At 71.3% G+C, this 16,325-nt stretch carries 13 protein-coding genes; 7 read left to right on the top strand and 6 right to left on the bottom strand.

Features of this window, described 5'->3' with window-relative positions; all coding sequences use genetic code 11:
• Nucleotides 1–73: 73 nt before the first annotated feature.
• A complete protein-coding gene (locus tag ACU6RU_RS15500) occupies nt 74–1,591 on the top strand; it encodes a polysaccharide biosynthesis tyrosine autokinase (protein ID WP_446727006.1) in 1,518 nt (505 codons plus the stop codon).
• Here ACU6RU_RS15500 and ACU6RU_RS15495 read toward each other — a convergent pair.
• The gene (locus ACU6RU_RS15495) at nt 1,511–3,532 is read right to left on the bottom strand and encodes an endo-1,3-alpha-glucanase family glycosylhydrolase (protein WP_446727005.1); all 2,022 of its coding nucleotides are present in this window, start codon (nt 3,530–3,532) and stop codon (nt 1,511–1,513) included. The two genes, ACU6RU_RS15500 and ACU6RU_RS15495, sit on opposite strands and share 81 nt — an antisense overlap.
• Nucleotides 3,533–3,956: 424 nt before the next feature.
• Between ACU6RU_RS15495 and ACU6RU_RS15490 the strand changes: the two genes are divergently transcribed.
• Nucleotides 3,957–5,084, top strand: coding sequence for an NAD(P)/FAD-dependent oxidoreductase (locus ACU6RU_RS15490; protein WP_446727004.1), 1,128 nt, complete (start codon nt 3,957–3,959; stop codon nt 5,082–5,084).
• Between the two features lie 79 nt (nt 5,085–5,163).
• Here ACU6RU_RS15490 and glmM read toward each other — a convergent pair whose 3' ends face one another.
• From glmM to rplM, 3 genes are read right to left on the bottom strand one after another with little or no spacing between them, the layout of a single operon-like run.
• The gene (gene glmM, locus ACU6RU_RS15485; RefSeq protein ID WP_120265272.1) at nt 5,164–6,525 is read right to left on the bottom strand and encodes a phosphoglucosamine mutase; all 1,362 of its coding nucleotides are present in this window, start codon (nt 6,523–6,525) and stop codon (nt 5,164–5,166) included.
• 5 nt (nt 6,526–6,530) lie between these two features.
• Nucleotides 6,531–7,022 carry a 30S ribosomal protein S9 gene (gene rpsI, locus ACU6RU_RS15480; protein ID WP_120265271.1) on the bottom strand — a complete coding sequence of 164 codons (492 nt, stop codon included), beginning with the start codon at nt 7,020–7,022 and terminating at the stop codon, nt 6,531–6,533.
• 29 nt (nt 7,023–7,051) lie between these two features.
• Nucleotides 7,052–7,498 (bottom strand): 50S ribosomal protein L13, encoded by a 447-nt coding sequence (rplM, locus tag ACU6RU_RS15475; protein WP_120265270.1) that lies wholly within the window; start codon nt 7,496–7,498, stop codon nt 7,052–7,054.
• 227 nt (nt 7,499–7,725) lie between these two features.
• Between rplM and ACU6RU_RS15470 the strand changes: the two genes are divergently transcribed.
• Entirely contained in the window at nt 7,726–9,423 is a 1,698-nt protein-coding gene (locus ACU6RU_RS15470) for an ATP-binding protein (RefSeq protein ID WP_446727003.1), read from the top strand.
• Between the two features lie 48 nt (nt 9,424–9,471).
• Entirely contained in the window at nt 9,472–10,536 is a 1,065-nt protein-coding gene (locus ACU6RU_RS15465; protein WP_446727002.1) for a PAS domain-containing sensor histidine kinase, read from the top strand.
• On the opposite strand, the gene ACU6RU_RS15460 is transcribed toward ACU6RU_RS15465, so the two are convergent.
• Both ACU6RU_RS15460 and ACU6RU_RS15455 read right to left on the bottom strand, forming a co-directional pair.
• Nucleotides 10,528–12,174 carry a hypothetical protein gene (locus ACU6RU_RS15460; protein WP_446727001.1) on the bottom strand — a complete coding sequence of 549 codons (1,647 nt, stop codon included), beginning with the start codon at nt 12,172–12,174 and terminating at the stop codon, nt 10,528–10,530. The genes ACU6RU_RS15465 and ACU6RU_RS15460 overlap by 9 nt on opposite strands.
• Before the next feature lie 25 nt (nt 12,175–12,199).
• On the bottom strand, nt 12,200–13,012 hold the full coding sequence (locus tag ACU6RU_RS15455) for a CPBP family intramembrane glutamic endopeptidase (protein WP_446727000.1): 813 nt from the start codon (nt 13,010–13,012) through the stop codon (nt 12,200–12,202).
• Between the two features lie 54 nt (nt 13,013–13,066).
• On the opposite strand from ACU6RU_RS15455, the gene ACU6RU_RS15450 reads away from it, so the two are divergent.
• The 3 genes from ACU6RU_RS15450 (at nt 13,067) to ACU6RU_RS15440 (ending at nt 16,237) form a co-directional block, all read left to right on the top strand.
• Nucleotides 13,067–13,672 carry an arsenate reductase/protein-tyrosine-phosphatase family protein gene (locus tag ACU6RU_RS15450; RefSeq protein WP_120265265.1) on the top strand — a complete coding sequence of 202 codons (606 nt, stop codon included), beginning with the start codon at nt 13,067–13,069 and terminating at the stop codon, nt 13,670–13,672.
• A gap of 96 nt (nt 13,673–13,768) precedes the next feature.
• Complete coding sequence (locus ACU6RU_RS15445; protein WP_446727018.1) at nt 13,769–15,307, top strand: polysaccharide biosynthesis tyrosine autokinase; 1,539 nt, start codon at nt 13,769–13,771, stop codon at nt 15,305–15,307.
• A 6-nt stretch (nt 15,308–15,313) separates the two neighbouring features.
• Nucleotides 15,314–16,237 (top strand): hypothetical protein, encoded by a 924-nt coding sequence (locus ACU6RU_RS15440; protein WP_446726999.1) that lies wholly within the window; start codon nt 15,314–15,316, stop codon nt 16,235–16,237.
• The last annotated feature ends 88 nt before the right edge of the window (nt 16,238–16,325 follow it).

Genomic DNA, 16,325 nt, shown 5'->3' with positions numbered 1-16,325 from the left:
CATATCATGTCAGACGGGGGTCCGCGTGTTCGCACGCGGCATATTGGGGCCGCGTCGCTTTGTCGACGCGCGAATGGGGGACGCTATGGAGTCCAGCCGTGTTCTACGGGTGATCCGATATCACTGGATGACGGTGATCGTGCTGGTGGCGCTGGGCGCCGCGGCCGGGCTGGCATACGCCTGGACGGTGCCGCGGGAGTACACGGCACGGGCCGACGTGTTCGTCGCTGTGACCGGCAGCTCGACGACGGGCGAGCTCGCGCAGGGCAGCAACTTCTCCCAGCAGCAGGCGCGCAATCTCAGCACCGTCGCGACGCGCGAGATCGTCCTCGCGCCGGTCATCGACGAGCTCGGGTTGTCCGACTCGACGGCCAAGCTGCGCTCGCGTGTGTCGACCTCGGTGCCGCTGAACACCTCGATGATCTCGATCTCAGCGGTGGATCCGTCTCCGCGGGAGGCCGCTCGCATCGCGAACCTCGTCGCGGCCAAGCTCGCCGAGGTCGTGCCCACGCTCTCGCCCCAGGTCGACGGCACCTCGCCGGTCCGGCTGCGCGTCGTCGAAAACGCTGTGCCGCCGAATTCGCCCTCCGCGCCGCATACGCCCATGCTCGTGATCCTCGGCGCACTGGGCGGACTCGTCGCTGCGGCTGCCGTCATCCTGTTGCGGTTGATGTTCGGCTCGCGAGTCCGCACCGTGGAGCAGGCCGAGGAGGCCGCCGGGGCTGCCGTCATCGGCACCGTGAGCACCGACCGCACCGCGGATCGGGCGCCGCTCGCCCTGCTGACCGCGCCGCATTCTCTGCGATCGGAGGACTATCGCCGCCTCCGGGGCAATCTCCGTTTCGTTCAGGCCTCTCAGGACCACCGGGTGTTCGTCTTCACGTCCTCGGTCCCCAGCGAAGGGAAGAGCACGACCGCTGCCAACGCCGCCGTCGCTCTCGCCGCCACCGGCGCTTCGGTGTGTCTCGTGGAGGCGGACCTGCGTCGCCCGAGTCTCAGCCGAATCCTGGACCTTCCCCCCGATCTCGGATTCACCAGCGTCATCGCACGCGAGGCGACGCTCGACGACGCTCTCGTCGCGTGGGGGCCGGAACGGCTGCATGTTCTGCTGGCCGGACCGGTGCCACCCAACCCGTCGGAACTGCTCGAGTCCGAGCGTGCACTCGAGCTGCTCGAGAGCTTGCGCGCCGCGCACGACATCGTGATCATTGATGCGCCCCCGATTCACCCGGTCGCCGACGCAGCCGTCCTGGCCCGTGTCTTCGGCGGCGCCGTGCTGGTCGTCGGCGCCGGTCGCGCCCGCGAGCGCGACGTCCGGCGGGCGACCGCGCGGCTGGCCTCGGTGGGCGCGACGATCCATGGTGTCGTGCTCAATCTGGCACGACCCACGCGCGCGGACCGCCGCAGCTACTCGACGTACTCGGTGGTGCCCGAGAGCGGCCGACGCGGCCGGGGACGCAGCAGCGGCGCCCCGGACGCCGCGGCGCCCGGGGCGCGGCGTCCCGGAGCGTCAGCCGACGCTGCTGACCCCGTAGTAGCTGAGGTCCTGCACCTCCGGAGTCCCGACGACGCGGTAGGGCGACGTCAATGACACCACGCGCTGTCCCGAGCGCTCGATGGTCGCAGACACCGTACCCTCGCGGAGCGGCACCGTGTACACCGACCGCCCGGCGGGGGCTTCGAAGCGCGTGGCCACGCCACCCACGCTGACGGTGAGCGTGGCCGGAGCGGTCAGGTAGACGACCGCCTCGACCTCGTCCGTCGGGCTGCTCGATGTGCCGCCGAGCGTCGGAGACGCCAGCAGGTGGCCGAGGGCCGGCCGGGCACCGACGAACTGGGTGCGGTGCACGAGGAACGCCTGATCCTGGGTCACCCGGGGCTGCGCACCGCTGTGGAACCAGTCGAGGTACGGCCGGCTGATGTCGAGGAACGTGTCACCGTGGTCGGCGGACGGCGCGAACTGCGTGCTCTCGCTGTAGTCGTTCCACGTGACCAGCTGCACGTACTGCGCCCCCGATTCGATCGCGCGCCGCCACGACGCCCGGAGGTTGTCGGTGTTGCCCGACTCGGCGAACACGCCGGCGCGCGGACGGTAGTCCTGCACGGAGACCGGGGCCATCCACGTCTTGCCCAGAGCAGCGGCGCGAGCGGCGTAGTCGGGCCCGTTCGAGGTGTGCCATTCGCTGCGCACGCCCCAGTTGCCGTAGCCGTCTGCGATGTCACGGAATGCTGACATGTTCGCGTCGGAGGCATTGAGGAACACGGCCTGGAAGGTGATCGGCACACCGTGCACACGCTGCAGGCGTTGGATGATGCGCGACCACCAGTCGACGCTCTGCTTCTCGGCCGCGAACGACGACAGCAGCATCCGGTCACCGACCCGGAACGCCGCCGCCGAGCGGTAGAGCTCCGCCAGGCGGTCCGCCACGGTCTCGGGGTCGACGCCGGCCACCGATGCCGAGGCATCGATCATCGGCACCACAGCGAATCGGCCCTGGCGCTCAGCCGCGGTGAAGAGGTTCTTCGTGGCGTCCCAGTTGGTGCCGCTGACGCTCATGATGTTGACGGTGAAGCCATCGATCCCCGCGCTCTGCGCCTGTGACACCTCGCGTCGCAGATTGTCGACGCGCCACGTCGACGAGCCCGACGGCGCGACCGCGAGCGGCCGGTCGCGCAGCAGCCCGCCGTACTCGGCGTGCTTGCCGTTCTCACCCTCGGGGTCCAGATAGTTGCGTGCGTAGTAGTCGCTGTCGGCCGGACGATTGTCGATGGAGATCGGGTAGGGCGGGAAGTAGTGCGCGAACACCATGCGGGACGTGTCGACCGTCGGCGGCGTGCTCGGCTCCGGCACGGGAGTCGGCTCCGGCACGGGAGTCGGCTCCGGAGCGGGAGTGGCCGTGGGCTCGGGGGTGTAGGTCAGCTTCAGCGAGGGCGCCTTGTCACCGGTGCGGTGGAACAGCGTCGAGACGCTCTTCTGCCGGTACGCCACCCTCAGCGACAGCTCGCCGTCGCGCACGTCCTGCACCACGTCGCCGAGCGACATCGTCAGCGTCGCCCCCGTGCGTGCGGTCCGGCTGGATCGGATGAGCCGGTCGCCGCCTTCGGAGGGGCGGTTCGCGTAGGTCAGCGTCTTCCCCGACCAGGCGCCGCCCTCGACGAAGACGTCGACGCCGGCCGTCGTCGCGTTCGTGTACCGCACGGTCAGCGACAGCGACGCCGTCACAGGTCGGGTGGTGTCGACGTCTTCCGGCAGGGTGAAGCGGGCATAGGCCCGGTCTTGGGTGGACGTGGCGCTCAGCGCTTGGTTCCGCAGGACGGTCCGCGGCGAGCGGGACGACACGGTGGCGAGGTCGCTCGCCGACAGCGTCACGGTCACGGGTCGGGGCGTCGCCGCCTGCGGGGCGACCTCGTCTGCGGCCTGGGCCGTGGCCGCAGCGCCGAGCACGAGCGCGGCCGTGGACAGGGTCGCGAGAAGGCCTCGCGTCCAACGTCGTCGGCGCGAGTTCCGGGGATCTTGATTGTCGGGTTTCATGTCTTCCTCGTGGGTAACAATCATCTCGACGGGCACATACCGCCCGCCGAGTCCCTCCCCCAGCAATCCCCACGAGTGTGCCACGAAGCCCCGATCCCGCCAAATGCCCGTGGCCGGAACCGAACCGCAAGGCGCCACGAAGACAACCGCAACGTTGACTCAACGTTGCCCGAAGCCGTCGCCTTCGCCGCCGTCACGCAATACTGTGAATCTCGTTCCGAGACCGAGCGGGCCGACATCCGATGAGGCTCGTTGCTCGGGTCCGACTGCCGCCCGGGGAAGTGGCGGGACGGGCTGGTTCACTGCCCGGACGCGATTGGGGAAGAGCGTCCGGGCAGTGGATTCTCGGGCGGAGCATCTTACGCGCCCGTCGCTTCGAGGGCACGGCGTGGGATCGCCCACCGCCGGCCTCTAGCGTGGCGGCATGCAGAGCTACGACTACCTCATCGTCGGTGGCGGGATGGTCGCGGATGCGGCGGCCCGCGGCATCCGCGAGATCGACGACAACGCAACGATCGGCATCCTCAGTGCGGACGTCGACGAGCCCTATACACGCCCGGCGCTGTCGAAGAAGCTGTGGACCGACCCCGACTTCACGTGGGACCAGGTTCCGCTCGGCACGTCGGAGGACACCCGCGCCGACATCCGCCTGAAGACCGTCGTCACCGAGATCGACCGCGACGGACGGACGGTGCTGGTCGGCGACGGCGAACGCGTCGGCTATCGCCGGCTGCTCCTCGCGACGGGCTCACGCCCGCACGAGGTCGACGCGCCCGACAGCGACCGGGTGCTGTTCTTCCGCTCCGCGGAGGACTATCGCCGACTGCGCGAGCTCGCGACCGAGGCCCGCCGGATCGTGGTCGTCGGCGGCGGCTACATCGGCGCCGAGCTGGCCGCGGGGCTCGTGCAGAACGACGTCGAGGTCGACCTGGTCTTCCCGAGCCGGACGCTCGGCGACGGCACATTCCCGCCGCAGCTCGCCGACCGCTACGAGGGCTTGTTCCGTGACGCCGGCGTGCGTCTCATCGCCGGTCGCCGAGTCGACGAGGTGGTGGCGGGCGAGTCCGACGCGGACGGACCGGATGCTGTGCTCGACGTCGTGCTCGATGACGGGTCGCGGCTGCGCGGTGACGCCGTCGTGCTCGGGCTCGGGGTCTCGCCCGTGACAGACCTCGCCGAACAGGCCGGACTCACCGTCGACGACGGTGTCGTGGTCGATGAGTCCCTCGCCACCTCCGACGACGCGATCTGGGCCGCCGGCGACATCGCCTCCTACCCCGACCGTCTGCTGGGACGCACCCGGGTGGAGCACGTGGACAACGCCCAGGAGATGGGCCGTGCGGCCGGACGGTCGATGGCCGGCAGCGGCGAGGCGTACCGGCACACCCCGTACTTCTACTCGCAGGTGTTCGGCGTGCGGTGGGAGGCCGTCGGGACGCTCGATCCCGACCTCGACACGCTCGTCGTCGAGGTCGGTGACGACGAAGCGGGCGCCCGCACGGTCGTGTACTACCGTGACGAGTCGGGCGCGCCGGTCGGCGTGCTGCTGTGAAACGTCGCCGACGCCACGGATGCCGCGCGCCTCGTCCTCGCCGAAGCGCCGACGGACGAGGCGGAGCAGCGGGGACGGATCAGCTGAGGGAGAGTCGGTCGGCCACGACACCGGCGAGCTCGTCGGCGATCGTCCGGGCCTCATCCTCCGTCGTCGCCTCGACCATGACCCGCACGAGCGGCTCGGTGCCCGACGCGCGCAGCAGCACGCGGCCGGAGTCGCCGAGGCGCGCGGACGCGGCGGCGACGGCATCCTGGACACCCGCGTCGCTCGTGACCCGGTCGCGGTCGACGCCGCGAACGTTGACGAGCACCTGCGGATACACCGTCATGACGGATGCGAGCTCGGCAGCGGTCTTGCGCTGGCGCGCCATCTCGGCGGCGAGGTGGAGCCCCGTCAGCAGGCCGTCGCCGGTCGTCGCGTAGCGGCTCATGATGACATGCCCGCTCTGCTCGCCGCCGAGCCCGAAACGGCCCTGATTCATCCGCTCGAGCACGTAGCGATCGCCGACGGCGGTCTGCTCGACGGCGATGCCGTGCTCGGCCATCGCCCGGTGCAGTCCGAGGTTGCTCATCACGGTCGCGACGAGGGTGTTGAAGGGCAGGCGTCCGCGTTCCTTCATCGCCACCGCGAGGATGGCCATGATCTGGTCGCCGTCGATCACGCGACCGTCGGCGTCGACGGCGAGGCAGCGGTCGGCGTCGCCGTCGTGGGCGATGCCGATGTCGGCGCCGGTGCGGATGACCTCCGCCGCAACCCGGTCGAGATGGGTCGAGCCGACGCCGTCGTTGATGTTGAGGCCGTCGGGGTCGGCACCGATCACGGTGACCTTCGCACCGGCGTCTCGGAACGTCTGCGGAGACACCCCCGACGCGGCGCCGTGCGCGCAGTCGATGACGACGTGGATGCCGTCGAGCGTGTGGGGCAGCGAGCCGAGAAGGTGGACGACGTAGCGGTCCTCGGCGTCGGCGAACACGCGGATGCGGCCGACGGCGGCACCGGTCGGCTGGAGCTTGGGACCGGTGAGGGCCTCTTCGATACGGCGCTCGACCTCGTCGGGGAGCTTGACGCCGCCGCGCGCGAAGATCTTGATGCCGTTGTCGGGAGCAGGGTTGTGGGACGCCGAGACCATGACGCCGAAGTCGGCGTCGATGTCGCCGACGAGGAACGCCGCAGCAGGGGTGGGCAGAACGCCCGCGTCGAGCACGTCGACCCCGGAGGAGGCGAGCCCAGCGGCCACGGCGGCGGAGAGGAACTCGCCCGAAACGCGGGGGTCACGCGCCACGACAGCGGTCAGCCGCTTGCCGGCGGACTTGCGCGCCTCGGCGATACGGCCCTGGCCCAGGACGACGGCAGTCGCCTGGGCCAGGGTGAGTGCGAGTTCGGCGGTGAGGGGGCCGTTGGCCAGCCCCCGAACACCGTCCGTACCGAACAGCGCCACGGAGCTTAACGCTTCGAGTACTGAGGAGCCTTGCGGGCCTTCTTGAGACCGGCCTTCTTGCGCTCCTTCACGCGAGCGTCGCGCGAGAGGAAGCCGGCCTTCTTCAGGGTCGGGCGGTTGTTCTCAGCGTCGATCTCGTTGAGCGCACGGGCGATGCCGAGACGCAGCGCGCCGGCCTGACCCGAAGGGCCACCGCCGGAGATGCGCGCGATGACGTCGTACGAGCCGGCGAGCTCGAGCACCGTGAACGGGTCGTTGATGAGCTGCTGGTGCAGCTTGTTCGGGAAGTAGTCCTCGAGCGTGCGCCCGTTGACCGTGACCGTGCCCGAACCGGGGATGAGGCGCACGCGGGCGATGGCCTGCTTGCGGCGACCCACGGCGGCACCGGGGACCGAGAGGACCGGACGCGGAGCGGAAGCGGCAGCGGCCTCCGCGGCGGGCGTCTCGGTCGAGTAGTTCTGGGGGGTCTCCTCGAGGGAGTCAGCGATCTTCGCCATCAGTGGTTCCTTGAGTGTTTTCGCGGCGCTTACTGGGCGACCTGGTCGAAGGTGTAGGTGGTGGGCTGCTGCGCAGCGTGCGGGTGCTCGGCACCGGCGTAGACCTTGAGCTTCGAGAGCTGCTGGCGGCCCAGGCTGTTCTTCGGGAGCATGCCGCGAATGGCCTTCTCGACCGCGCGGACGGGGTTCTTCTCGAGCAGCTCCTCGTAGGAGACCGACTTGAGACCGCCCGGGTAGCCCGAGTGGCGGTAGGCCATCTTCTTCTGGAGCTTCTGACCGGTCAGGGCCACCTTCTCGGCGTTGACGACGATGACGAAGTCACCGGTGTCGACGTGAGGAGCGAACGAAGCCTTGTGCTTGCCGCGGAGGAGGACGGCGGCGTGCGAGGCGAGGCGGCCGAGAACGACGTCGGTTGCGTCGATGACCAGCCACTCGCGCTGGATCTCGCCAGCCTTGGGGGTGAAAGTGCGCGTCACAGTAGTGCTGCTTTCTTGAATCGAACGGAGGAGTTCGTGAATCCCGCTCCGGGGTGGTTCGTCCGACGGGGACGAACACGCCAGTGGAGGGCTCACGTTCGTGGCGACACGCCTGCATGGCATGCGCACCAAAGAGACAGCGTACGCTATCGGTCGACGTTATCAAAGCCGCGCCTGTCCCCCCGGGCCGTCCTCGATCTCTCATGCACCCCGATCGGAGACCCCGGATGCCCCTGTTCGAATTGCAGCGTGCGCGCGTCGGGCGCATCCGGGTGTTCACGCGCGCGCAGCTGCCGTTCGTCGTCGGCACGCTCGTCGTGATCTGCGCCCTCGCCGTCGGGGCGCCGTCCTCGCTGTCGTCGCCGTTCGTCGGTGCAGCCGTGATCCTCGTCATCGTCACCACGATGGCCGGCGCGCTCGTCCCGTGGGAACGGTTCTCGCCGTCATGGCTGATCGTGCTGGCGTTCTCTGACATCCTCGCCGTCGCGCTGCTGCGGACCGAGGTCGTCTGGCTGCTGCCCGGCGTGAGCATGCTCGCGATCTTCCCGATCCTGTGGATCGCGTACGGGTTCCCGCCGGTCGCCTTCGTCGCGGCGGTGGGCGGCGCGGCGTTCATGACCTCCCTGCCCTTCGTCGTGCGCGGCACCTTGCCGGTCACGGCGCTCGAGTGGGTCAACGTCTTCACTCTCCCGGTACTCATCCTCGCCGTCGCCGTCGTCGTCAACATCGCGGCGCAGCATCTGCGCCGGAGCAGCCGTCGTCTCCGCTCATCGCACGAGGAGCGGGCGCGCGCGCTCACGCAAGCCCACGACAACGAGCTGGTGCTGCGCACCGTGCTCGACACGGTGCGCAGCGGCGTGGCGCTGTACGACGACGCGGGTCGCCTGGTCCTGGCCAACCGGACCGCCGAGGACCTCTCGGTCGCGTCGGGCTTCTCCTTGGACGAACCCCCCTACGCGGGCGACGCGGTGCTGGCCGCCGACCGCGCCACGCCCGTCCCCCGTCACGAGCAGCTGATCCCCCGGGCCCTGCGGGGCGAGAGGGTGAGCGAGGCCATCGAGTGGGTCGGGCCGCCGATGGCGCAGCGCGCGATCCTCGCCGACTCCGACCGCGTGCGCCGCGCCAACGGCACCCTGCTGGGCACGCTCGTCGTCGCCCACGACGTCACGGAGATGGCCGACGCCGCGCAGATCCGGCACGACTTCCTGCGGACCGTGTCGCACGAGCTGCGCACGCCGCTGACGAGCGTCACCGGATACCTCGATCTGCTGACGGAGCGAGTGGGGTCGGACGATCCGGCCGCGATGCGCTACCTCTCGCTCGTCGAGCGCAACGTCCTCGTGCTGACGGACCGCATCAACGAGCTGCTCGCCGCCGCCTCGACCGACACCGAGGTGTCACCGCGGCCCGTGACCCTCAGCGATCTGATCGCCTCGGCGGTGCGCGCCGTCACGCCGCAGGCCGAGCGCCGCGGCAGCTCGATCCAGCAGATCGGCGCGACGGACGAACGCGTCGTCCTCGACCCCGTGCGCATCCGCCAGTCGCTCGAGGAGCTGCTGGTCAACGCCCTGAAGTTCAGCCCACCCGCGTCGGCCGTCGTGATCGGTCAGCGCGTGGACGACTCGGGCATCCACATCGTCGTCAGCGACAGCGGCCCGGGCCTGACTTCTCTCGAGCGGACCCGCGTCTTCGACCCGTTCTACCGCACGACGTACGCCCGCGAGCACGCGATCCAGGGCTTCGGCATCGGGCTCTCGGTGGTCCGCAACGCGGTCGTGGCTCACGGCGGGCGTGTCCGGGTGGGAGCGTCCGCGTCCGGCGGCACCGCGATGGCCATCGTGCTGCCCACCACGTCACCACGCGAGCGGCCCCTCAGCGCGCCCGTGTCAAGTGCAGGCGCGACATTCACCGCGACAGGAGAATGATCCCGACGCTGAGACTCCCGACAACTCGGCCCGTTCGAGGTGACGACGATGATGAGCGCTCCCCCCTACGACCACGCCCCCGCGGCGAGGGCGCCCCTCGCGGGCGCCTCGACCGACTGGGCAGCGCAAGTGACCTCGGTCGCGATCGTCGAGCTCGACGACGCCGGCGTGGTGCGGTCGTGGAACCCCGGGGCCGAGCGGCTCAAGCGGTGCGCCGCGCCTGACGTCATCGGCACGCCGTTCTCGCGGTTCTACCGGCCCGAGGACCGGGAGCGCGGCCGGCCGGAGCGACTGCTCGCCGCCGCTCGCGCCGAGGGGTCGGTCGAGGACACCGGCTGGCGCGTGCGCGGGGACGGCTCGCTCTTCTGGGCGCACGTGCTCATCACGGCCGTCCGCGACGACGACAACGCGCCCGCGGGCTTCGTGAAGATCGTGCGCGACCTCAGCGAGGCCAAGCGCATCGACGACGAGAAGGACGGCTTCCTCCGCGCCTTCGCCCACGACCTCCTCTCTCCGATCACGGCGTTGCGGGGATACGTCGATCTGCTCGAGGACGAGATCCCCGCGGCTCAGGCCGGACTGCTGCAGCACGTGTCGCGCGTGACCGACCACATCATCGCGATGGCGGGAGAGCTGTCGGCGCACGTGCGGGGCGGCCACGGCGACGAGAGCGAGGAGACCGATCTGCTCACCCTCGCCCGCGAGGCGGCCGAGCTCGTCCTGCCGGGCGACGTCAACGAGCGGGTGGCGGTGCGGGGCGCGGGCCGCGCGCACGTGTCGACCGATCGCGCGCTGCTGCGCCGGGCTCTGGCGAACATCATCGACAACGCCGCGAAGTACAGCGAGGACGCGATCGTCGTCTCGGTGTCGGAGGAACCGGATGCCGCTGTCGTCTCCGTCGCCGACAGCGGACGCGGCATCGATCCGGCCGACCTCGCGTCGATCTTCGAGCCGTACCACCGCGGACGACTCTCCGACCCCGGTGACGGCGGCACGGGCGTGGGTCTCGCGAGCGTCCGCGACATCGCGCGGCGGCTGGGCGGCGAGGCGTTCATCGAGAGCACTCGCGGGGTCGGCACGACGGTCACCCTGCGCCTGCCGCCCTCACACTGACGGCAGCGGGAAGACCGATTCCAGGACGACGTCGTCGCCGTCCTGGAACACTCGACGTCCGCGGGTCCCGAGGCCGCGGCCGGGATGCGGCACGAGTCGTCCGGGCGACGAGACTCGCAGGAGAAGCGCCCCCGAGCCCGTGACGCGCGCGACCACGTGCGCCCGGCGCGCCCCGGAGTGTTTGACGGCGTTGACGAGCGCGTCGGTGACGAGGGAGACGACACGGTCGGCGGTCTCCGGGTCGGCCAGCCGGTGCCGGACGGCGTCGTCGATGTGCTGCGTGACCGCGACGGCGGGCGCCCACGCCTCGATCAGACGATCGAGCGACTCGCTCGCAGGCATCCGCTCGGAGACCCCCTTGTCGAGGATGTCGTCGAACGCCGCCTCGGTTCGGCCCCGGAAGTCCGCCACCTCATCCGGTGTGGGGGCCCGCTCGTCGACGCGGGCCCCGAAGACCACGCATGCACCCTGCGCGCGCCCATGGAGCACGTCGATCGCCCGGCGGGCGGAGGCCCCCTCGTCGACCTCGGCCGCCTCGCGGGCGACCTCCGCGAGGCCCGCGGCCGCGCGGCGCTCGTCGGCACCGGCGCGGGAAAGGGCGTCACGGCAGAGAGCGACCAGGACCGCGACGACGGGGACGGCGAGCACGGGAACCAGCCCGAGCACACTGATGTGCGGCAGGAAGAGATAGGTGACCATGCTCATCGCGACGCCGGCGGCGGTCCAGCTCGCCAGGAAGGCGGCGGGTCGCGGCGGGCGCGCCCACCGGCGCACAACGGCACCGGCGACGAGATCGACGAGGATGCCGCCGCCGAGACCGGCGAGACCGACCCCCGCTCCACCCGCCGCGATGGCGTACGGCATGCAGGCCACGACATACAGCGGGGCGACGCTGAGCCAGGGCGGGGCGATCAGACGGAGCGACAGGCGCGGGCTCGGCTCGTGAGGCAGCGGCTCGTGCGGCAGCGGAGCGTCGGAGGCTCCGGCGTCGGGACGTCGCCGCATCCGATCCACACGGTGACTGAGTGCGCGAACCTCCTCGGAGAACGCGCGGACGGCCTCGAAGTCGACCGGGCCGCCGAGCATGTGTTCGCGAGCGCGACGCAGTTCCGCGATACCGGTGACCAGGGCCGCCCGCGACTCCGATGCGATTCGCTGTCGCTGCGCCTCGGCGCTCGCGACCCGCGCGAGCGCCGCGCGCAGCCGTTCGGCGGCGGCACGCGACGCGGCGTGACGTGACGTGATGACGGCCACGATCGACAGCAGCGCGACGGCGGTCACGAGGTTGGTCGCGATGCGCGAGGGCATCGGTCCGCTGGGAACGATGCCGAACAGTGCCGAGCTGATCGCGTCGTTGACGAAGGAGCGCATCGTCGCCACCGCGACGAGGCCGACGAGCACCAGCGCGCCGCGGGCGGTCCGTGACGGCAGTCGTCGTTCCGCGACGGCCACGGGCACGAGCAGCGCCGCGAGGACCGCCCACCCGAGGACGGCGACCGTCGCGCCACGCAGGTAGGCCTCGATGCCCACCCCGCCGATCGAGGGCACCGAGAAGATCCCGGCGACCAGCAGCGACACAGCGGCGCTCCAGCGGGTGTAGAAGCCGCCGCCGGAGACCGCGTTCCACCAGGTCGTCATGCGGACTCCGTGCCGAGGCGAGGACTCAGGCCGCGAAGGTTCCGACGAGGGCGAGGCCGACCCCCGAGAGGTTGTAGACGACGTGCGTGACGACGCCGGTCCAGATGCGCCCGGTCAGGAGCACGAGCCCGGCGCACACCGCCCCCACGAGCGCGATCGAGAGCACGCCGTCGACGCCCAGGTCGCCGCCGATGAGGTGACTCACCAGGAAGACCGCCGTCGAGACGAGCAGGGCGGCGACACCCGCGGTCGCCGGCCCCGCGGCGCGGCGCAGGAGCGTGTAGACGGCGACGAGCACGACCCCGCGGAAGAAGAACTCCTCCAGGACGGGCGCGACGACACCGGCAGCGGCGGCATCCGTCAGCCACCAGCTCGCCGGAAGCCCGCCGTCGACGAGCAGGAGGCCGGGGAACCGGGCCTGCCCGTCGACCCCCTGCTGGATGAGCCCCTGGGCGAGCCGGAGAACGACGCCGAATCCGAGACCGATGAGGAGGTCGGAGGCACGGAGCCGGAGGAGCCCCGCCGGCCGCGAGACGCGAAGCGCCAGGACGACGGGAATCAGCATCCCGAGCCAGAGCGCCGCCGTCGCGGCGATGCCGGACCAGGCAGCGGCGGGCTGGAGCCACAGCACGAGATACCCCAGCAGGATGCCGCCGCCGAGGCTCACGAGCGACCAGGCGAGCATCATCTCGCGCCAGCGGCGCACGCTGGATCCGCCCTGGCGCCAGTCGACGCGACGGCGACGTGGACGCCGCGACCGCGACGAGGCGTACTCCGCCGACGGGTCGACGGCGGGATCGGCGACGGACGCGACCGGCTCGCTAGGGTGGGTGTGCACGCGCCCACGTTACCGGCGGCCCGCCGACCGCCGCTGCCCCGATGCGGAGGTCACATGATCGAGATCGCGACGATCTGCACGGGCAACATCTGCCGCTCCCCTCTCGCCGCACTGCTGCTGCAGACGCGGCTCGCCGGGAGGGATGTCCGGGTCGCCAGCGCGGGGACGCGCGGCCTGGCCGATCACGCGATGACTCCCGAGGCGCAGCAGCTGGCGCTGGACCGCGGCGTGGCCGCGTCGGATGCCGCCGCCCACCGGGCGCGCTTCCTCACCGAACAGCACCTGAGCTCGGCGGACCTCGTCCTGGCCATGGCACGCGAGCACCGGCGCGCGGTGGCCGAGCTGGTCCCCTCGCGCACCCGCGTCGCCTTCACGGTGCGCGAGTTCGGACGCCTGGCGTCGTCGCTTCCGGATCGTGCGCTGCGCGACGCCGTCGATGCGGCCGCCGACCAGGACGCGGCCGGCCGGCTGCGCGCGGCGGTCGCGGCGGTCGCGGGGCAGCGGGGGCTCGTGCTCCCGCCGGCCGACCCCGCCGACGACGACGTCGTCGACCCGTACCGGCGCTCGTGGTCCACGTACGAGTTGTCGGCGGCGCAGCTCGATCCCGCCATCGACCAGGTCGTGCGCGTCGTCGGGCTCGCGACGGCGACGGCGGCCTGATCCGGCACGCGCGATCCGACCCCGGCCCGAAACATGGCTGTGGCAGACTGATCCGAGTTTCCGCCGATGCCCTCGTGGCGCGCACCGAAGGGCAGCATGGAGCTCTCCGACTACATCCGCATCCTCCGCAAGAACTGGATCGTGATCCTCGTGGTCACCCTCGTGGGTGTGGGTGCGGCCGCCGCCTACTCGCTGACGCGCACGCCCACCTACGAGTCGTCCAGCACGGTCTTCGTGTCGACGCAGACCTCCGGCAGCGTCGCCGAGCTCCAGCAGGGCTCGACGTTCGCGCAGGCGCGGATCAACACCTACGTCGGGCTCGTCTCGACGCCCATCGTGATGAATCCCGTGATCGCGGAGCTCGGCCTCGAGACCACGGCGGGCCAGCTCGCCGAGAAGGTCAACGCGAGCGCGGCGCTGAACACGACGCTCATCACGATCACCGTGGTCGACCCCGACCCGGTCGCGGCGGCGGACATCGCCAACGCCCTCGCTGCGAGCCTGTCGGCGGCGGTCCCGGCGATCGAGCCCGCGAGCGATTCGGGCGCGAGCCCGATCCAGCTCTCACGCGTCCGCGACGCCCAGCCGGCGCTGAGCCCGTCGAGCCCGAACGTCCCGCTCAACCTCGCGCTCGGACTTCTCGTCGGCCTCGCGCTCGGGATCGGCATCGCGGTGCTGCGCACCGTCCTCGACACCCGCATCCGCAGCTCGCGCGATGTCGAGCAGGTCACCGACTCTCCCCTGATCGGGGCGATCGCTTTCGACCCGAAGGCGAAGGACCGGCCCCTCATCGTGCACGCCGACCCGTTGAGCCCGCGTGCGGAGTCGTTCCGAGCGCTGCGGACGAACCTCCAGTTCCTCGACATGGGTGGTCGCTCGAGCTTCGTGGTGACGAGCTCGGTGCCCAGCGAGGGCAAGTCGACCACGACGATCAACCTCGCCATCGCCCTCGCCGACGCCGGCAAGAAGGTCGCCCTGCTCGACACCGATCTGCGAAAGCCCAAGGTCGACGAGTACCTCGGTCTCGAAGGCGGGGCGGGGCTCACCGACGTCCTCATCGGACGCGCGCGTCTGGGAGATGTCATGCTGCCGTGGGGAGGCCGAAGCCTCTACGTGCTGCCGTCGGGCAAGATCCCGCCGAACCCGAGCGAGCTGCTCGCCTCACCGCAGATGCGCCAGCTGCTCGAGGTGCTGGAACGCGACTTCGACGTCGTGCTCTGCGACGCCCCGCCGCTTCTGCCGGTGACCGACGCCGCGATCCTCGCCCGCGCCACCAGCGGCGCGATCGTCGGTGTGGCCGCGGGCCGGACGACCCGCCACCAGCTCACCGGCGCGATCGACGCCCTGCAGACCGTCGATGCCAAGGTCGCGGGTGTGGTCCTCACGATGGTGCCCACGCGCGGACCCGACGCGTACTACGGCGGGTATGGCTACGGCTACGGCTACACCCAGCAGGAGACCGCAGCGCGCGAGGCGCGACGCGCACAGCCCGCCGCGCGCGCCAAGCAGCCGCGCGGCCGCCGTGGCCGCAGCACCGGTACGAGCGAGACGGCCGCCCCGCCGACCCTCGACGAGCTGGGGTTCCGCACGCGCTCCTCCGACGACTCGCGGCGCTCCGATCCGTCTGAGAGCTGACGGCGCATGGCGCGACGTGACCTGACCGGATCGCCCATCGCTCGTGCGTTGTCGGTGGCGGGTGTCGGCGCGCTCGCCCTGGTCGTCGTCGCTCTGACGGCCCTCGCGCTCCAGCACGACCGCAGCTCGCAGACGGCCGTCGCCCCCACCGCGGGGCCGGTGCCGAGCTTCTCGTTCCGCGGCGAGGCGCGACCGGACGCGACCGACTCGCCGGCTCCGACCGCATCGCCGACGGCGATCGGGGCCGCGGAGCGCTTCCTCGCCCGTTCGTCCGAGGGAACGCTATGGCGGGCGACGGCCGGTGCCTGCAACGGCGAGGAACCGGTCGTGGAGCGCTCCGACGACGACGGGGCGACGTGGGTCGATGTGACGCCGCGCTCCCGCGGGATCGCCCAGGTTCGCGCCCTGTCGGGTCTCTCCGGCGCCGACGCCGAGCTCGTCGTCGATCTGGCGGATTGCACGCCGCAGCTGTTGCGCACGTTCACTCAGGGGAGGTTCTGGGACCCCTACCCCGATCTGCTGGCGCGTGCGATGTACCCGGCGGGTTCGGCTCCGACCGTGCTCGATTCGCCCTCCGGTGAGATTCCGCTGCCGTGTGCCGCACCCGCGAGCGTGCGGGTGGGCGCGCAGCAGACCGCGGTCATCTGCGAGGGCGTCCCGTATACGCGTGTCGGTACGGGAGCGTTCGCTCCCCTACCGCTCGCGAACGCCGTCGCACTCGACGTGTTGGGCCGCGAGACCGCGGTCGCGCGTGTCGATGCCGGTGCGTGCGATGGTGCCCTGTCGCTGTCATGGGTAGATGCGGCCGGCGTCGTGTCTGCGACGGAATGCGTTGCCGGAACCGATCCGGCGGCGCCCGCGGCGGTTGCCGCCTTCGACGATGAGACCGTCGTGTGGTCGGGCGAGACGGTCGTGTCGATCACGCCCTGACGACGAGTCGCGGAGATGGGGGCGAGGTGCGGACGATCCCCCCGGCCGTCCGTACCTCGCCCCCGTTGCCCCTCCCCCATCCTCGACA

The sequence above is a fragment of the Microbacterium sp. F1-18 genome, assembly GCF_052921305.1.
Note: the sequence above shows the minus strand (reverse complement) of the source record. Positions and strands in the feature narration are given on the sequence as shown.

Coding starts and splice junctions, on each gene's coding strand:
- ACU6RU_RS15500 (WP_446727006.1), top strand. CDS start 74: ATGGGGGACGCTATGGAGTCCAGCCGTGTTCTACGGGTGATCCGATAT.
- rpsI (WP_120265271.1), bottom strand. CDS start 7,022: ATGGCGAAGATCGCTGACTCCCTCGAGGAGACCCCCCAGAACTACTCG.
- ACU6RU_RS15460 (WP_446727001.1), bottom strand. CDS start 12,174: ATGACGACCTGGTGGAACGCGGTCTCCGGCGGCGGCTTCTACACCCGC.
- ACU6RU_RS15445 (WP_446727018.1), top strand. CDS start 13,769: ATGGAGCTCTCCGACTACATCCGCATCCTCCGCAAGAACTGGATCGTG.
- ACU6RU_RS15470 (WP_446727003.1), top strand. CDS start 7,726: ATGCCCCTGTTCGAATTGCAGCGTGCGCGCGTCGGGCGCATCCGGGTG.
- ACU6RU_RS15450 (WP_120265265.1), top strand. CDS start 13,067: ATGATCGAGATCGCGACGATCTGCACGGGCAACATCTGCCGCTCCCCT.
- ACU6RU_RS15465 (WP_446727002.1), top strand. CDS start 9,472: ATGATGAGCGCTCCCCCCTACGACCACGCCCCCGCGGCGAGGGCGCCC.
- ACU6RU_RS15495 (WP_446727005.1), bottom strand. CDS start 3,532: ATGAAACCCGACAATCAAGATCCCCGGAACTCGCGCCGACGACGTTGG.
- ACU6RU_RS15440 (WP_446726999.1), top strand. CDS start 15,314: ATGGCGCGACGTGACCTGACCGGATCGCCCATCGCTCGTGCGTTGTCG.
- ACU6RU_RS15490 (WP_446727004.1), top strand. CDS start 3,957: ATGCAGAGCTACGACTACCTCATCGTCGGTGGCGGGATGGTCGCGGAT.